12 protein-coding genes are annotated in these 14360 nt (G+C 70.9%); 8 read left to right on the top strand and 4 right to left on the bottom strand.

Going from position 1 to position 14360, the window contains the following annotated elements:
• Positions 1 to 59 precede the first annotated feature (59 nt).
• Entirely contained in the window at positions 60 to 356 is a 297-nt protein-coding gene (gene cowN, locus B9N97_RS23890; RefSeq protein ID WP_085090167.1) for a N(2)-fixation sustaining protein CowN, read from the top strand.
• A gap of 18 nt (positions 357 to 374) precedes the next feature.
• Here the strand turns inward: cowN and B9N97_RS23885 are convergent, their stop codons facing one another.
• Positions 375 to 1769, bottom strand: a complete 1395-nt coding sequence (locus B9N97_RS23885; RefSeq protein ID WP_085090166.1) for a PQQ-dependent sugar dehydrogenase — start codon at positions 1767 to 1769, stop codon at positions 375 to 377.
• A 274-nt stretch (positions 1770 to 2043) separates the two neighbouring features.
• Between B9N97_RS23885 and B9N97_RS23880 the strand changes: the two genes are divergently transcribed.
• The 6 genes from B9N97_RS23880 (at position 2044) to B9N97_RS23855 (ending at position 11637) form a co-directional block, all read left to right on the top strand.
• On the top strand, positions 2044 to 5997 hold the full coding sequence (locus B9N97_RS23880) for a response regulator (protein WP_085090165.1): 3954 nt from the start codon (positions 2044 to 2046) through the stop codon (positions 5995 to 5997).
• A gap of 8 nt (positions 5998 to 6005) precedes the next feature.
• Positions 6006 to 6923: a diguanylate cyclase domain-containing protein gene (locus tag B9N97_RS23875; RefSeq protein ID WP_085090164.1), complete on the top strand. Its 918-nt coding sequence runs from the start codon at positions 6006 to 6008 to the stop codon at positions 6921 to 6923.
• Positions 6920 to 8113 (top strand): molybdopterin molybdotransferase MoeA, encoded by a 1194-nt coding sequence (locus B9N97_RS23870; protein ID WP_085090163.1) that lies wholly within the window; start codon positions 6920 to 6922, stop codon positions 8111 to 8113. Before B9N97_RS23875 ends, B9N97_RS23870 begins: the two co-directional genes overlap by 4 nt.
• A gap of 40 nt (positions 8114 to 8153) precedes the next feature.
• A complete protein-coding gene (locus tag B9N97_RS23865) occupies positions 8154 to 10142 on the top strand; it encodes a molybdopterin biosynthesis protein (RefSeq protein WP_085090162.1) in 1989 nt (662 codons plus the stop codon).
• A gap of 237 nt (positions 10143 to 10379) precedes the next feature.
• Entirely contained in the window at positions 10380 to 10955 is a 576-nt protein-coding gene (locus B9N97_RS23860; protein ID WP_085090741.1) for a sigma-70 family RNA polymerase sigma factor, read from the top strand.
• 10 nt (positions 10956 to 10965) lie between these two features.
• Positions 10966 to 11637: a ChrR family anti-sigma-E factor gene (locus tag B9N97_RS23855; RefSeq protein ID WP_244560872.1), complete on the top strand. Its 672-nt coding sequence runs from the start codon at positions 10966 to 10968 to the stop codon at positions 11635 to 11637.
• A 35-nt stretch (positions 11638 to 11672) separates the two neighbouring features.
• On the opposite strand, the gene B9N97_RS23850 is transcribed toward B9N97_RS23855, so the two are convergent.
• From B9N97_RS23850 to cobS, 3 genes are read right to left on the bottom strand one after another with little or no spacing between them, the layout of a single operon-like run.
• Positions 11673 to 12197, bottom strand: a complete 525-nt coding sequence (locus B9N97_RS23850) for a pyridoxamine 5'-phosphate oxidase family protein (protein WP_085090160.1) — start codon at positions 12195 to 12197, stop codon at positions 11673 to 11675.
• A gap of 52 nt (positions 12198 to 12249) precedes the next feature.
• Complete coding sequence (locus B9N97_RS23845) at positions 12250 to 12894, bottom strand: histidine phosphatase family protein (RefSeq protein WP_085090159.1); 645 nt, start codon at positions 12892 to 12894, stop codon at positions 12250 to 12252.
• Positions 12891 to 13691 carry an adenosylcobinamide-GDP ribazoletransferase gene (cobS, locus tag B9N97_RS23840; RefSeq protein WP_348520092.1) on the bottom strand — a complete coding sequence of 267 codons (801 nt, stop codon included), beginning with the start codon at positions 13689 to 13691 and terminating at the stop codon, positions 12891 to 12893. The genes B9N97_RS23845 and cobS overlap by 4 nt, the downstream gene beginning before the upstream one ends.
• A gap of 149 nt (positions 13692 to 13840) precedes the next feature.
• On the opposite strand from cobS, the gene def reads away from it, so the two are divergent.
• Positions 13841 to 14353, top strand: a complete 513-nt coding sequence (gene def, locus B9N97_RS23835) for a peptide deformylase (protein ID WP_085090157.1) — start codon at positions 13841 to 13843, stop codon at positions 14351 to 14353.
• Positions 14354 to 14360: the final 7 nt, after the last annotated feature.

The following is a 14360-nucleotide window of genomic DNA, read 5'->3' as shown; positions in this document are numbered from 1 at the left end:
GGACGGGAGAGCATCGGCGCAATGTTCCCCACTCCGCACCGCTACAGGAGACCGCCCCCGTGGACAGCATCGACGCGCCCGACCGTTACGTCTCGTTCAAGGGCATCGACTGCGAAGGCAACAGCCGCCGCATCATCGACCGGCTGTACATGCACATCGACGATCCCGCCAAGACCAACGCTTTCTGGGAGCGGTTCCGCGCCAAGCTGGCGGTCGCCGAGGACCCGCTGAAGCGGCAGGCCGACGGGCTGTGCCTGCTCTGCGCCAACATCTACTACATCGCCGACCTGTTCGAGGAGCATGACGACGAGGACGGGCTGGCGATGCTGCGCCAACTGGAGGACGAGTGCTGCTGAGCGTTCGGCGATCAACAGTCAGCGCTTGGGGCCCGCCGCCGGCTCCTTCTCCGCTTCCTTGTCCGCCGCGGCATAGGCGATGCGCCAGACCGAACCGGAAGCATCTTCTGCGATCAGCAGGGCGCCGTCGGCAGTCACTGCCAAGCCGCTCGGCCGCCCCCAGACCTTCGGCGTCTCGTCGCCCTCGGCGGCGCTTCCGGTGGCGGTGCCGGCGGGGCTGGTCACGCGGAAGCCGGTGACGAAGGTCTCGTAGGTGCCCGTCGGCTTGCTCTTGTCGAAGGGCGCAGTATCGAAGGGCACGAAGGCGACGGCGTAGCCGGTGGGGCGCGACCGGTTCCAGGAGCCGTGCAGCGACACGAAGGCGCCCATGCGGTAGCGCTCCGGGAAATGGGTGGCGTCGCCGAAGACCAGCCCGATCGGCGCCGAATGGGCCTGGAACAGCAGCCCCGGCACCAGCGCCGCCTTCACCAGATCGGGCCGCCGTTCGGCGAGGTCCGGCTGCGGGTTGTCGCCGATGTAGGAATAGGGCCAGCCATAGAAGCCGCCCGGCTTCACCATCGTCAGGAAATCGGGCACCAGCTGGTCGCCCAGCCCGTCGCGCTCGTTCACCACGGCATAGAGATCGCCGGTGCCGGGCTTGAAGGCGAGGCCGACCGGGTTGCGCAGGCCCGCGGCGTAGGTGCGCTGGCCGCTGCCGTCCATGCGGAATTCCTGGATGGTGGCGCGCGGTTCGGGTTCCACCCCGATGTTCGATTCCGATCCGATGCCGACATAGAAATGCCGTCCGTCCGGCGCCACCGCGATGGAGCGGGTGTTGTGGCCGCCGCGCCGGCCGAAGGCGCCCTCGGCCGTCAGTCGCCGCCGTTCCCCTGCCTGGACCGTCCCGGCGGTCCAGGGCAGCCGCCACACGCCCGCCAGATCGCCGACCAGCACCGCCCCATCGTGGAAGGCGAGGCCGAAGGGATGGTCGAATCCGTCGGCCCAGACCTGGGCCATCTCCGCCCGGCCGTCGCCGTCGGCATCGCGCAGCAGCGTCAGGGTGCCCGGCCGCTGCTGCGCCACCATCACGTCGCCGTTGGGCAGGACCAGCAGGTTGCGTGCATTCTCCACATGGTCGCGGAACAGGGTGACGGTGAAGCCGCGCGGGACGCGCAGCGGCTGGTCCTCCGGACGCGGCACCTCCACCGCCTGGTTGGCGACGGCGGGGGTGGCGTAGGGCTTCGGCAGCGTTTCGATCCGCACATGGACCTCGGCACCGACCGTCTGCATCGGATCGGAGCGCACCGGGCCGGTCATCGCCGCCTGGGCCAGGGCGGCGGCCGGCAGCATGGCCTGGGCGAGGGCGGAACCGGCGGCCAGCGCGAGCAGGCCGGCCAGAAGAGGCTTGAGCGACGGGGCAGGGCGGTCGGCCATCGGACGGGCGCTTTCACGGCGAAACGGAGGATCGGACGGCGGAGAACCAGACGGGAGATGAGACAAATAGTGGGCGTGATTATGGCGACGATGCCGCAGACCGCACGGAAAGGCAGGCGGTGCAAGGGGGGCTGTACCGGAGGGGTCCCCCGCAAGCGCCGGGTGTCGCCAACGCCATCGTTGCACCCATCAAGTTGCTTGCGGTCTCAGCCGGCGCAAGACCATACTCCGACCGATCTAGGCGGAAGGGCCGGCGGGCGGCGATGATTCGGCAATGATGGACAGACACGGGATCGACGCTGCGGCTCTCACGCTCTCGCCCACGCGGACCCGCCTGCTGCTGGCCGCCGCCTTCGCCCTGATCGCGCTGCTGGGTGCCGGCTTCTGGGGCTCCGTCGTCTGGGCCGACCGGGAAGAGACCCTGCGCCACAGCCGGGAGCAGGCCCAATCCACCGCCCGCCTGCTGCAGGAGCATGTGCGGCGAACGGTCGCAACCGCCGACCTCGCCATCGGCCGCGTGCAGGATCTGATCCATCACCACGGAATGCCGGGGCTGGACGTCAACCGCGAGGCCTGGATCACCATCCGCGACATGGTGGAGAACCTGCCGGAGATCTCGGCGCTGTGGGTGCACGGCCCGACCGGCGACAACATCCTGTCCAGCCGCCAGTTTCCGGCGCCGGGCGGCAACGTGTCCGACCGCGGCTATTTCCAGGCCCACCGCGACGGCGCCGATTTCCATGTCGGCGAGCGGATCACCGGCCGTCTGACCGGCACCCAGTCCTTCACCGTCGGCCGGTCCATCCTGGAGGACGGCCGTTTCCTGGGCGTCATCCACGCCAACATCGAGATCGATTACTATCGGATGCTGTTCGAGGGGCTGGATCTCGGCCCCGGATCGGCGATCGCGCTCTACCGCACCGACGGCAAGCCGGTGCTGCGTTTCCCCTCCACCGAACCGCTGGACGGGCCGGAAGGGCCGACGGTGCTGCGCCATGCGGCGGAGGCCGCGACCGAGACATTCGAGGTGGACGGGCCGGCGGGCCGGCGCGTCCTGTCCTACCAGCGGGTGCCGACCCTGCCGCTGGTCGTCTTCGTCGCCTTGTCGGAGGGGACGGAACTGGCCCCCTGGCGGGACCGGACCTTCCGCGGCAGCCTGCTGGTCGGGCTGGCGGTGCTGGCCTGCGCCGGGCTGGCCTATGCCGCTCTGCGCAGCCTGGAACGCGAGGTCGCCGGCCGCCGGGAACTGGCCGACACCAACGCCGAGCTGGACGCCAAGAAGCGCGAGCTGGAAACCGCCAACGAGGCCTTCGCCAGCGCCAACCGCCGGCTGAACCTGATCCTGCATTCGGCGTCCGACAGCATCTGCGGCGTCGACCGCCAGGGGCTGATCACCTTCGCCAACCCCGCCACCTCCGCGCTGACCGGCTATGCCAACGAGGAGCTGCTGGGCGGCAACCTGCATCTGCTGATCCATTCCCGCCGTGCCGACGGCAGCCATTTCCCGGCGCTGGAATGCCCGGTGACCGAGGTGCTGCTGAGCGGGGAAAGCCGCCGCGGATTGGAGGACACATACTGGACCAAGGCCGGCAAGCCGTTCCTGGTCGAGTACACGGCCTCGCCCATGCTGGCCGACGGCAAGGTGGAGGGCGCCGTGGTGGTCTTCCACGAGATCGCCGAGCGCAAGCGGGCGGAGGCGGCGATGCAGCGCGCCCGTCTGGCGGCGGAGGCGGCGAGCCGCGCCAAGAGCGAGTTCCTGGCCAACATGAGCCACGAGATCCGCACGCCGATGAACGCGATCCTCGGGCTGATCCACCTGCTGCAGCAGACGGAGCTGACCGGCCGGCAGGCGGACTATGTGCAGAAGGTGCGGGTTTCGGCGCAATCGCTGCTGGGCATCCTGAACGACATCCTCGACTTCTCCAAGGTGGAGGCCGGAAAGCTGGAGCTGGAACGGGTCGATTTCCGCCTGGACGACCTCTTGCAGACGCTGGCGGTGATCGTCGGGTCGGCCGCGCAGGAGAAGGACATCGACGTCCTGTTCTCCGTCGCGCCGGACGTGCCGCTGGATCTGATCGGCGACCCGCTACGCCTTCAGCAGATCCTGATCAACCTGACCGGCAACGCCATCAAGTTCACCGATGCCGGCGAGGTGGTGGTGTCGGTCCGGGTGCGGTCGCTGGGCGACGAGCGCGCCGTGCTGGACTTCGCCGTGCGCGACACCGGCATCGGCATCGCGCCGGAGCAGCGCGAGCGGCTGTTCCAGGCCTTCAGCCAGGGCGACAGCTCCACCACGCGGCGGTTCGGCGGCACCGGTCTGGGGCTGGCGATCTGCGCGCGGCTGGTCCGGCTGATGAACGGCGCCATGGATGTGGAGAGCGAACCCGGCAAGGGCAGCGTCTTCCGCTTCCAGGCGGAATTCGGCCTCCAGCGCGGCGCGGCGGGACGACCGGCCCTGCCGCTGCGGCCGGTGCCGCGCGACCTGGCGGTGCTGGTGGTCGACGACAACCCCACCGCCCGCGACGTGCTGGGCGAGATCGCCACCGCCTTCGGCTGGACGGTCAGCGCCTGCTGCGACGGGCAGTCCGCCATCGACGAACTGGAGCGCGCCGCCGCCGCTGGCCATCCCTATGACGTGGTGCTGATGGACTGGAAGATGCCGGGGATGGACGGCATCGAGGCGGCACGCCGCATCCGCGCCGACGCCGAGTCCGGCACGCCGATGATCATCGTCATCAGCGGCTATGGCCGGGAGCGGCTGGGCAGCCGGTTCGAGGAGGCCGGGATCTCCGGTTTCCTGGTGAAGCCGGTGACCGCCTCCACCCTGCTCGACGCCGTCACGGTCGCCTATGCCCAGGCTGGTCGCGTCCTGGCCGCCACGGAAAATGGCGGCGCGGGCGAGATCGGCTCGATGGGCGGCTCGGCGGGCGGCTCGGCGGGCGGCGGTCTCCGCCTGCCGGCTCCGGTCCCGCCGCCCGCCAGGGAGCAGGGTGCCGGATCGCCGGGCGGCGGGCTTTTCGGACCGGTCTGGGATGCCAGCCGGGGGCTGCATGGCCGCCGTCTGCTGCTGGCCGACGACAACGCCATCAGCCGTCAGGTGGCGCAGGAGATCCTCGAACGTGCCGGGGCGAGCGTCACCACGGCCGGCACCGGGCGGCAGGCGGTGGAGTGCGTGCGGACCGCGGAGCAGCCCTTCGATGCGGCGCTGCTGGACGTCCAGATGCCGGACATGGACGGCTTCGCCGCCACGGCGGCGATCCGGGCGCTGCCGGGCGGCAGTCGACTGCCGATCATCGCGATGACCGCCAGCGCCCTGCCGGCCGACCGGCAGCGCTGCCTCGACAATGGGATGGACGCCCATGTGCCGAAGCCGCTCGACCTGTCGCAGCTGTTCACGACGCTGGCCCGCTGGATCGGCCCGCCGCTGGTTGCGGTCCGGCCCTGCGCGCCCTGCGGTGCCGGGCCGATCCCGCCCCGGGGGAAGGCCATGCTGACGGCCGCCGGCGCTTCCGCGTCGGGCATCGCCGCCGCTTCGCCCGCGCCGGCCGGCCGCGGGACCGGGAAAGGGACAGGCCACGGGATCACTTTGCCCGACGAGCTGCCGGGCATCGACCTTGCCGACGCGCTCAACCGGCTGGACGGCGATGCCGGCCTGTTCCGCCGCTTCATCGGCCAGTTCGCCGGCAGCTATGGCGATGTGGTCGAGCGGATCGCCGGGGCGCTGGAGGGCGGCGACCTGTCGGCGGCGAAATCCATCGCGCATGAGCTGAAGAGCGTCGCCGGCAACGTCGGTGCCCGCCGCCTGTCGGAGTCCGCCGATGCGGTGCAGATCGCGGCCCAGCGCGGGGATGCCGCGGCGGTTGAGGCCGAGGTGCCGGTGCTGCGTGCCGAACTGGCGCTGGTGCTGGACAGCGCACGCCGGCTGCAGGCGGAGTCAGTCGGATGGGCGGCCGACGGAGGGACGGGAGATCCGGCCACGCCCGCGCGGTCGGCGGAAAGCCGGCGGCTGCTGGCCGGGCAGCTCCCGCATTTCGCAACATTGTTGCAGGACAGCAACTTCGCAGCGGCGGAAGAGTTCGCTATGCTGGCGCCGTTGCTGACGGACTGGATCGAGCCCTCGACGATGAAGGGGCTGTCCGCCGCCATCGACGCCCTGGACTTCACCAAGGCGCTTGGGATCGTGCAGCGGATCGCACGCGACCTCGGCCTTTCGTTACCGACGGTCTGAACGCGCCCATGGCCGAACCCCGCCCGAAAATCCTGGTGGTGGACGATATCCCGTCCAACGTCCATGTGCTCAGCCGCATCCTGAAGGACGATTACGACATCTATTTCGCCACCGACGGCGAGAAGGCGCTGGATCTGGTCCAGGCGCGCATGCCGGACCTCGTCCTGCTGGACATCATGATGCCGGGGATGGACGGGTTCGAGGTGTGCCGTCGCATCAAGGACGATCCCACCACCCACGACATCCCCGTCATCTTCATCTCCGCCAAGAGCGAGGTGGAGGACGAGACCCGCGGGCTGGAGGTGGGAGCCATCGACTTCATCACCAAGCCGATCAGCCCGCCCATCGTGAAGGCGCGGGTGCGCAACCATCTGCTGCTGAAACGGCAGACCGACCTGCTGCGCAGCCTGTCCTTCCTGGACGGGCTGACCGGCATCGCCAACCGGCGCCGCTTCGACGACACGATGGCGCGTGAATGGCGGCGCTGTGCCCGGTCGCACCTGCCTCTGTCGCTCATCATTCTCGATGTCGACCATTTCAAGGCCTACAACGACCAGTACGGCCATCAGGCCGGCGACGAATGCCTGCGCATCGTCGCCGACGTGCTGGCGGAGCGGGCAAGGCGGCCGAGCGACCTCGTCGCCCGCTATGGCGGCGAGGAGTTCGTCTGTCTGCTGCCGGAGACCGACGGCCCCGGCGCCGCCCGCGTGGCCGAGGGGTTCCGGGCCGGCGTCGCCGAACGCCGCATCCCGCACGCCCAGTCGCCGGTCGCCCCCTATGTCACCATCAGCCTGGGCGTCGCCACCGTGATCCCGTCCGCCGACAGCAGCCCCGAAAGCCTGGCGGAGATGGCCGACCAGCTGCTCTACCGCGCCAAGCGCACCGGCCGGAACCGCGTGCAGGACGCCACGGTGCCGGCGCTGTGACCGCCCCGCCGCCGCCGCCGACTTCGTCATCCGTCCATGACGTCCGTGGCCGCGGCTTCGCCCGCCGCGCGCCGCTGACGGACGCCTGGGATTGGGTCGACGCCCGGGTCGCCCCGCCGCCTGCAAGGAGTCTGCCCCTGGCGGCGTGTGCCGGGCTGCGGCTGGCCGATGCGGTCGCGGCGGCGGGCGATTGGCCGCCGGCCGACCGGGCGGCGGTGGACGGCTATGCCGTGGCGGCGGCTGACACACTGGGGGCCGGCTCCTACAACCCGGTGCCGCTGACGGCGGCGGTGGCGGTGAGCACCGGCGACCCGCTGCCGCCGGGATCGGACGCGGTGATCCCATACGAGGCGGCGCAGACCGTCGGCCCCTTCATCGAGGCGATCGACGCGGTGGCGCCCGGCAGCGGGGTGGAGCGGCGCGGCGCCTGGACCACAGCCGGAAGCCCGCTGCTGCCGGCGGGACGGCGCCTGCGCCCCGGCGACCTCGGCCTGCTCGCCGCCGCTGGGCACAGCACCGTGCCGATCCTGCCGGCGCCGCGGGTGCGCATCCTGATTGCCGGCGGACCCAAGGCCGGCGCGCCGGAGCAGAACGGCGCGATGCTGGCTGCGCTGGTGGCGCGCGACGGCGGCGTGGTCGAGGCGGTCGAGGAGCTGCCCGGCGACCTCGACGCCCTGGCCGAGGCTTTTGCCCGGCCGGGCGCCGACCTGATCCTGTCGGCCGGGCGCACCGGCACCGGTCCCGACGACGTGGCGCCGCCCGCCCTGGCGCAGGCCGGCAGCCTCGACCTGCACGGCATCGCCATGCGGCCGGGCGGCAGCGCCGCGCTCGGGTTTGCGGGCGGGCTTGAGGGCCGCGTTCCGGTCCTGCTGCTGCCGGGCGAGCCGATGGCGGCGCTGGCCGCCTATGAGCTGCTGGCCGGGCGCGCGGTGCGGCATGCCGCCGGCTTGCCGGCCGCTCTGCCCCATGCCACGGTCGAGGCGGTGACAACGCGCAAGCTGGTGTCGGAGATCGGCTGTCTCGACCTGCACCGGGTGCGGCTGGACGAGGACGGCCGGGTGGAGCCGGTGGCCTCGCCCAACTGGCCGGGACTGGCGGCGGCGGCGCGGGCCGACGGCTTCGTCCTGATCGGGGCGGACAGCGAAGGCGTGCCGGACGGCGCGCCCGTCACCATGTATCGTTTCGCCTGATCTTCTTCCGTCCTGATCTTCTTCCGTAAGGGTTTGCCGCGTGCACAGCTCCGACCGCAGCCGTGAGGACATCCGCCGTTTCGTCGCCCAGGCCGCCCGCCAGGACCAGTTTCTGGAGGTGGTCAGCGGGGAGGAGGCGCGCGCCCGTTTCCACCGCCATCTCGACCTGTCGCCGCGGGGGGAGGAGCGGGTGCCGCTGTCCGCCGCATTGGGCCGCGTGCTGTCCGCCGACGTGGTGGCGGAGGTGGACGTGCCCGGCTTCGACCGCTCGGTGGTCGATGGCTTCGCGGTGCGGGCCGCCGATACGGTCGGCGCGGCGGAGGACCGACCCGTCGCCCTGCGCCTGAACGACGAGGTGCTGGCCGCCGGCCATGCCCCCGAACTGACGGTGGAACCCGGCACCGCCACGGTGATCGCCACCGGTGGCATGCTGCCGCGTGGCGCCGACGCCGTGGTGATGGTGGAGACGACCGAGGCGGTGGAGCGGCCCGACGGCCTGTTCGTCACCCTGAGCCGCCCGGCGACGCCCGGCGCCTTCGTCGCCGCCGCCGGCTCCGACATCGGCCGGGGCGAGGTGGTGCTGCGTCGGGGCCAGTCGCTGACCTCGCGCGAGATCGGCGTGCTCGCCGCCATCGGGCTGGCCGAGGTGCCGGTGGTGCGCCGGCCGCGCGTCGCCATCCTGTCGACCGGCGACGAGATCGTGGCGCCGGGCCAGCCGATCCGCACCGGGGCGGTCTATGACAGCAACGGCGCCATCCTGGCCGCCGCGGTTACCGAGCTGGGCGGCGAACCGGTGCCGCTGGGCATCGCCCCGGACGAGGACGCGGCGCTGGAGCGGCTGGTCGCCCAAGGGCTGGAATGCGACGCGCTTCTGCTGTCGGGCGGCACGTCGAAGGGGGCGGGTGACCGCTCGCACCGCATCGTCGCGCGGCTGTCCGATCCCGGCATCGTCGCCCATGGCGTGGCGCTGAAGCCGGGCAAGCCGCTGTGCCTCGCGGTGACCGGCGGCAAGCCGGTGGTGATCCTGCCGGGCTTTCCGACCTCGGCCATGTTCACCTTCCACAGCTTCGTGGCCCCGGTGATCCGCGCCTTGGCCGGCCTGCCGCCTGCGCTCGCCGAAGAGGTGCCGGCCACCCTGCCGGTGCGGCTGGGGTCGGAGCGCGGGCGCACCGAATATGTGATGGTCTCGCTGGTCCATGGAGCCGGTGGGGGCGCCAACGAGGACGAGCTGGTCGCCTATCCGCTGTCCAAGGGGTCGGGCGCGGTCACCGCCTTCAGCCACGCCGACGGCTTCCTGGCCATCGAAGCCCAGGCGGAGGCGATGGAGGCCGGAACGCCGGTGTCGGTCCAGCTGCTCGGCCGCTCGCTGGCGCCGGCCGACCTGATCGTGGTCGGCAGCCAGTGCATCGGGCTGAACGCCGTGCTCGGCCGGCTGATCGGGGAGGGGATGAGCGTCAAGGCGCTGAATGTCGGCTCGATGGGCGGGCTGGCGGCGGCGCGGCGCGGGGAGTGCGACATCGCCCCCGTCCATCTGATGGACCCGGCCACCGGCGCCTACAACACGCCCTTCCTCGCGCCGGGGCTGGACCTCGTCACCGGCTATCGCCGCATGCAGGGCATCGTCTTCCGCCGCGGCGACCCGCGGTTCGAGGGCAGGACGGCGGAAGAGGCGGTGGCGGCGGTCGCCGGTCTGGCCGACTGCATCCTGATCAACCGCAATGCCGGCAGCGGCACCCGCATCCTGACCGACCGGCTGCTGGGCGCGGCACGGCCGACCGGCTATTGGACGCAGGCCAAGTCCCACAACGCCGTCGCCGTCGCGGTGGCGCAGAACCGCGCCGACTGGGGCGTCGCCATCGAAACGGCGGCCAACCTCTATGGGCTGGGCTTCCTGCCGCTGCAGGAGGAACATTACGACTTCGTCATCCCCGCCGCCCGCCGCGACCGTCCGGCCGTCCGCCGCTTCGTCGAGGCGCTGGAGACGCCGGAGGTGGCCGACGCCCTGCGCGCCATGGGCTTCATCAGATAGACTCTGACCAAATCGTCCGGCAAATCCGAACAAAATGGCCAAGGTCGGGTTTTTTCGTGATCCAACGGTCGGACAGTTGCGTACCGAAGGTCACGATGCGACATACAGCCCGGCGTGAAACCCCGCGGGATGCAGGATTGACGCAGGGTCCTTGAAAAAGGGGGCGCTGCCGCGAATTCCGGGAATGGGTGCCATCCCCGGCTTGTGCGGCGGCCGATGTTCCCCTTGAATGGGACCATGCAGGACCAGCACACCCCCGCGGCCGACACGGCCCCCGGCCTGGAAGCCCTGCTCGTCGCCGTCGGGCGCGAGCGGGACAAACAGGCATTCGGGGTGCTGTTCGGCCACTTCGCGCCGCGGCTGAAGACGTATCTGCGCCGGTTGGGATGCGATTCCAGTGCGGCGGAAGAGCTTGTTCAGGAGGTCATGCTGTTGGTCTGGCGTCGTGCCGAAACCTACGATCCGAGGCACGCCTCGGCCGGCACCTGGGTGTTCACCATCGCCCGCAACAAGCGAATCGATGTGTTGCGCCGCGAACAGCGACCGGAGATCGACCCCGACGATCCCGCCCTGGTGCCCGAGCCCGAGGAGTCCGCCGACCGCCGGATCGAGGCGAAGGAAAGCAGCGGGCGCCTGCGCGCCGCGCTGAAGGATCTGCCGCCGGAACAGGCCGAGCTTCTGCGCATGGCTTATTTCGAGGACAAGCCGCACAGCGTCATTTCCGCGGAGCACGGCATCCCGCTCGGCACCGTCAAATCGCGCCTGCGTCTGGCGATGGAACGCCTGCGCCGGTCGCTGAAGGATGTCGGATGAGGCATTTCCGATGAACCGGCCGAGCCACCACCCCGGCGATACCCTGCTGATCGACTATGCCGGCGGCGCCCTGTGCGAAGGCGCGTCGCTGGCCGTCGCCACCCACATGGCCTTCTGCCCCGCCTGCCGCCATGCGGTGGCGGAGATGGAGGCGATCGGCGGCGCCCTGCTGGACGATCTGGAGCCGGAACCGCTGTCCGACGGCTGCCTGGAAGCGCTGATGGCCCGCCTGGACCACGAGCGGCCGGCGCCCTGCCGCCCGGCGGTAAAGCCGTCGCCCGAGACGTCGTGCTATCCGGAACCACTGCGCAGCTATCTGCGCGGCCGGCTCGACCGCGACGGGCGGATCGGGGAGGGCGGCTGGCGCTTCCTTCAGCCGGGCATGCGCTGCATGGATTTGCTGTCGGGTCCGAACGGCACCACCCGGCTGATCCGCATGAAAGGCGGGGTCGGCGTGCCGCAGCACACCCATGGCGGCATCGAGCTGACCGTGGTGCTGGAGGGCGGCTTCTCCGACGAGTTCGGTGCTTTCCTGCCCGGCGACCTCGCCATCGGCGATCCGTCGCTGGTCCACCGGCCGGTGTCGGACCCGGAAGGCTGCCTGTGCCTCGCCACCACCATCGGCGGGCTGAGACTGACCGGGCCGTTGGGGCGGTGGTTCAACCGGTTCGTGAAGTTCTGAGGAGGATGGGCGCCGGAGCGCCCATCGCACGCGCTTTACTGGAACGCGATCTTGGCGTTGTCGCCGGGGTCCGGCGATTGGCCGGTCAGCTTCGCCTTCACATAGCCATAGGCGTAGACCATGGTGCTCGACGGGCTGTCCCAATATTCGGCCTGATCGACCGACACCTTCAGCAGCGCCACCTCGGGATCGTCCGGGCCCTGGGGGAACCAGGTGCTCATGATGTCGCGCCACAGGAAGCGGATCTTGTCGCGGTCGCGCACCACTTCGGCGACGCCGGAGACGGACACGTAGTCCTGCTTGTCGGGGTTGGCGTAGGCGAGATTGACGCGCCAGTGGCGATCGATCTCATCCACCTTTTCGGAATGGGCGCGGGTGAAGAACCACAAGGTTCCGTCTTCGAACCCCGCATGGGACAGCGTCGCCATCGGACGGGAGTTCATCCGGCCGTTGTCGTCCAGCGTCGTCATCATCGCGACCTGAACGCCCTTCATCATTTCCCAGAGCTTCTTCACTTCGCCCTGGTCCGGGTTGTGGCCGGCGGTGGTGCTATGGACCATGGTCTGCCTCTCGTTCGGTAGCCCAACGGAGACTGGGGAACGCCCGCCGCGGTCAGAAAGTTCCGACCTGCTGATTCACTCCCCCGACAGACCAGGATCCTGTCCCGGTGTGATAGTGGTCGATCCGGGTCAGCGACCAGGGGTCGATCCGCAGCCGCAACGCCGCCTCCGGCGTGAGATCCAGCGCCAGGGCCAGCGCGCCGCGGATGCTGCCGGCATGGATCACCGCAACCACGTCGCGTCCGGCATGAAGGTCGGTCAGCCGCCGCAGCGCGGCCGCCGTGCGCTCCATCACCGTGGCGAAGCTCTCGCCGTCGGGCGGGGCGTGGCGGGCCGGGTTGCGCCAGAAGCGGGCCGCCGCCTCGGCATCGCGCGCCGCCGCGGTGTCGTGGCTGATGCCCTCCCACCCGCCGAAATCCTGCTCGGCCAATGCCGGCTCCACCACGGCGGTGCCGGCAAGCCGAGGGTTGCGGCTCCACAGCGCCTGCGCGGTCTGGCGGCTGCGGCGGAGCGGGCTGGTCAGCCACAGCGCGTCGGCGGGGAGGCCGGCCGCCAGCGCCGCCGCGGCGGCGCGGTTGCCGGTGTCGGCCTCGCGGTCGCTCGCCCCGCAAATGACGTTGTCGGGGTTTTGGACCGGCGCATGGCGGATCAGCCACCAGCGGGTGACGGTCAGGGGGGTGAGGCTCACCGTGCTCATGCAACTGCTCCCAGGAAGGCCGACAGAGTCAGCAGCACGGCAGCCTCCGCCACTTGCTGCGCGGCGCCGAAGACGTCGCCGGTGTGCCCGCCGATCTGCCGCCGCGCCAGCGCCGCCACCGCGATCACCGCCAGAAGCGAGGCCGCCAGCGCCGGCAGGGCCAAGCCGCGGAGCGCCACTGCCGCGATCATGACGCCGAAGACCAGCGCCAGGAGAACCGTCGCCATCGCCGGCCGGCCCTGTGCCGCCGCCAGCCCGTCGCGCCGCGCCGGGGACAGGGCGCGCGCCATCGCCGCCAGCCCGCAGCGCGACAGGGCGCCGGCCGCTACCAGCCCCGCTACCGCCGCCGGCACCGGAAGGGCGGCCAGCGCCGCCGCACGGATGCCGATGGAGAAGACCAGCGCCAGCACGCCATAGCTGCCGACCCGGCTGTCGCGCATGATCTCCAGCTTGCGCGCCAGATCGCGTCCGCCGCCGAAGCCGTCGGCGACATCGGCCGCGCCATCCTCATGCAGTCCGCCGGTCAGCCGCACGGTCGCCGCCAGGGCCAGCAGCGCACCCGCCAGCGGCGGCAGGTGCAGCAGCGCCGCCGCCGCGAAGACGGCACCGCCCGCCAGCCCGACCAGCGCGCCGACCAGCGGAAACCATCCCATCGCCCGCGCCGCCGCGCCCTCGGCCAGCGGGCCGTTGAGCGGACCGATGGAGGGCAAGGGCAGGCGCGTCAGGAAAACCAGCGCCAGGGCGGCGTCCTGGGTCCAACTTGGCGGTGGGGGAGGGGCGGTGGTCGCGTCACGCATGATCGGCATCGACTACGCCCAAGCGGCGTCCGGCGCAACCCTGCTCGGCGGGTGGTTCCTCACCCTTCGCACAGGTCCGATTCCTTGACCAAAACACTCGGTCCGCCTACTTTATCTGTTTGAACTCCCCCTATCAGCATCGAGCACCCATGGCCCGTCTTCCGATCCTCGTCGCCCCGCATCCGATCCTGAAGCGCAAGGCGCAACCCGTCGCCGAAGTGGATGCGCGCGTCGTCAAGCTGATGGACGACATGGTGGAGACCATGTACGACGCCAACGGCATCGGTCTGGCCGCCCCGCAGGTCGGCGTGCTCGACCGCGTCATCGTCGTCGACGTCCACGAGAAGGGCGAGCCGGCGAACCCGATCCGCCTCGCCAACCCGGAAATCGTCTGGTCGTCCGACGAGAAGTCGGTGTGCGAGGAAGGCTGCCTGTCGGTGCCGGAGCAGTATGCCGAGGTCACCCGGCCCCAGCGCATCCGCGTCCGCTATCTGGACGAAAAGAACCAGCAGCAGGAGATCGAGGCCGACGGCATGCTCGCCACCTGCATCCAGCATGAGATCGACCATCTGAACGGCGTTCTGTTCGTCGATTACCTGTCGATGCTGAAGCGGAACATCCTGCTGAAGAAGGTCCAGAAGATGCAGAAGGCGACGGCCTGACCCGCCT

This window comes from Azospirillum oryzae, assembly GCF_900177515.1.
Classification (GTDB): domain Bacteria; phylum Pseudomonadota; class Alphaproteobacteria; order Azospirillales; family Azospirillaceae; genus Azospirillum; species Azospirillum oryzae_A.
Note: the sequence above shows the minus strand (reverse complement) of the source record. Positions and strands in the feature narration are given on the sequence as shown.

Bases quoted from the DNA above. Each gene is read 5' to 3' on its own strand.
- B9N97_RS23885 (WP_085090166.1), bottom strand. From the start codon at position 1,769: ATGGCCGACCGCCCTGCCCCGTCGCTCAAGCCTCTTCTGGCCGGCCTG.
- B9N97_RS23880 (WP_085090165.1), top strand. From the start codon at position 2,044: ATGATGGACAGACACGGGATCGACGCTGCGGCTCTCACGCTCTCGCCC.
- B9N97_RS23875 (WP_085090164.1), top strand. From the start codon at position 6,006: ATGGCCGAACCCCGCCCGAAAATCCTGGTGGTGGACGATATCCCGTCC.
- B9N97_RS23860 (WP_085090741.1), top strand. From the start codon at position 10,380: ATGCAGGACCAGCACACCCCCGCGGCCGACACGGCCCCCGGCCTGGAA.
- B9N97_RS23855 (WP_244560872.1), top strand. From the start codon at position 10,966: ATGAACCGGCCGAGCCACCACCCCGGCGATACCCTGCTGATCGACTAT.
- B9N97_RS23850 (WP_085090160.1), bottom strand. From the start codon at position 12,197: ATGGTCCATAGCACCACCGCCGGCCACAACCCGGACCAGGGCGAAGTG.
- B9N97_RS23845 (WP_085090159.1), bottom strand. From the start codon at position 12,894: ATGAGCACGGTGAGCCTCACCCCCCTGACCGTCACCCGCTGGTGGCTG.
- cobS (WP_348520092.1), bottom strand. From the start codon at position 13,691: ATGCGTGACGCGACCACCGCCCCTCCCCCACCGCCAAGTTGGACCCAG.
- def (WP_085090157.1), top strand. From the start codon at position 13,841: ATGGCCCGTCTTCCGATCCTCGTCGCCCCGCATCCGATCCTGAAGCGC.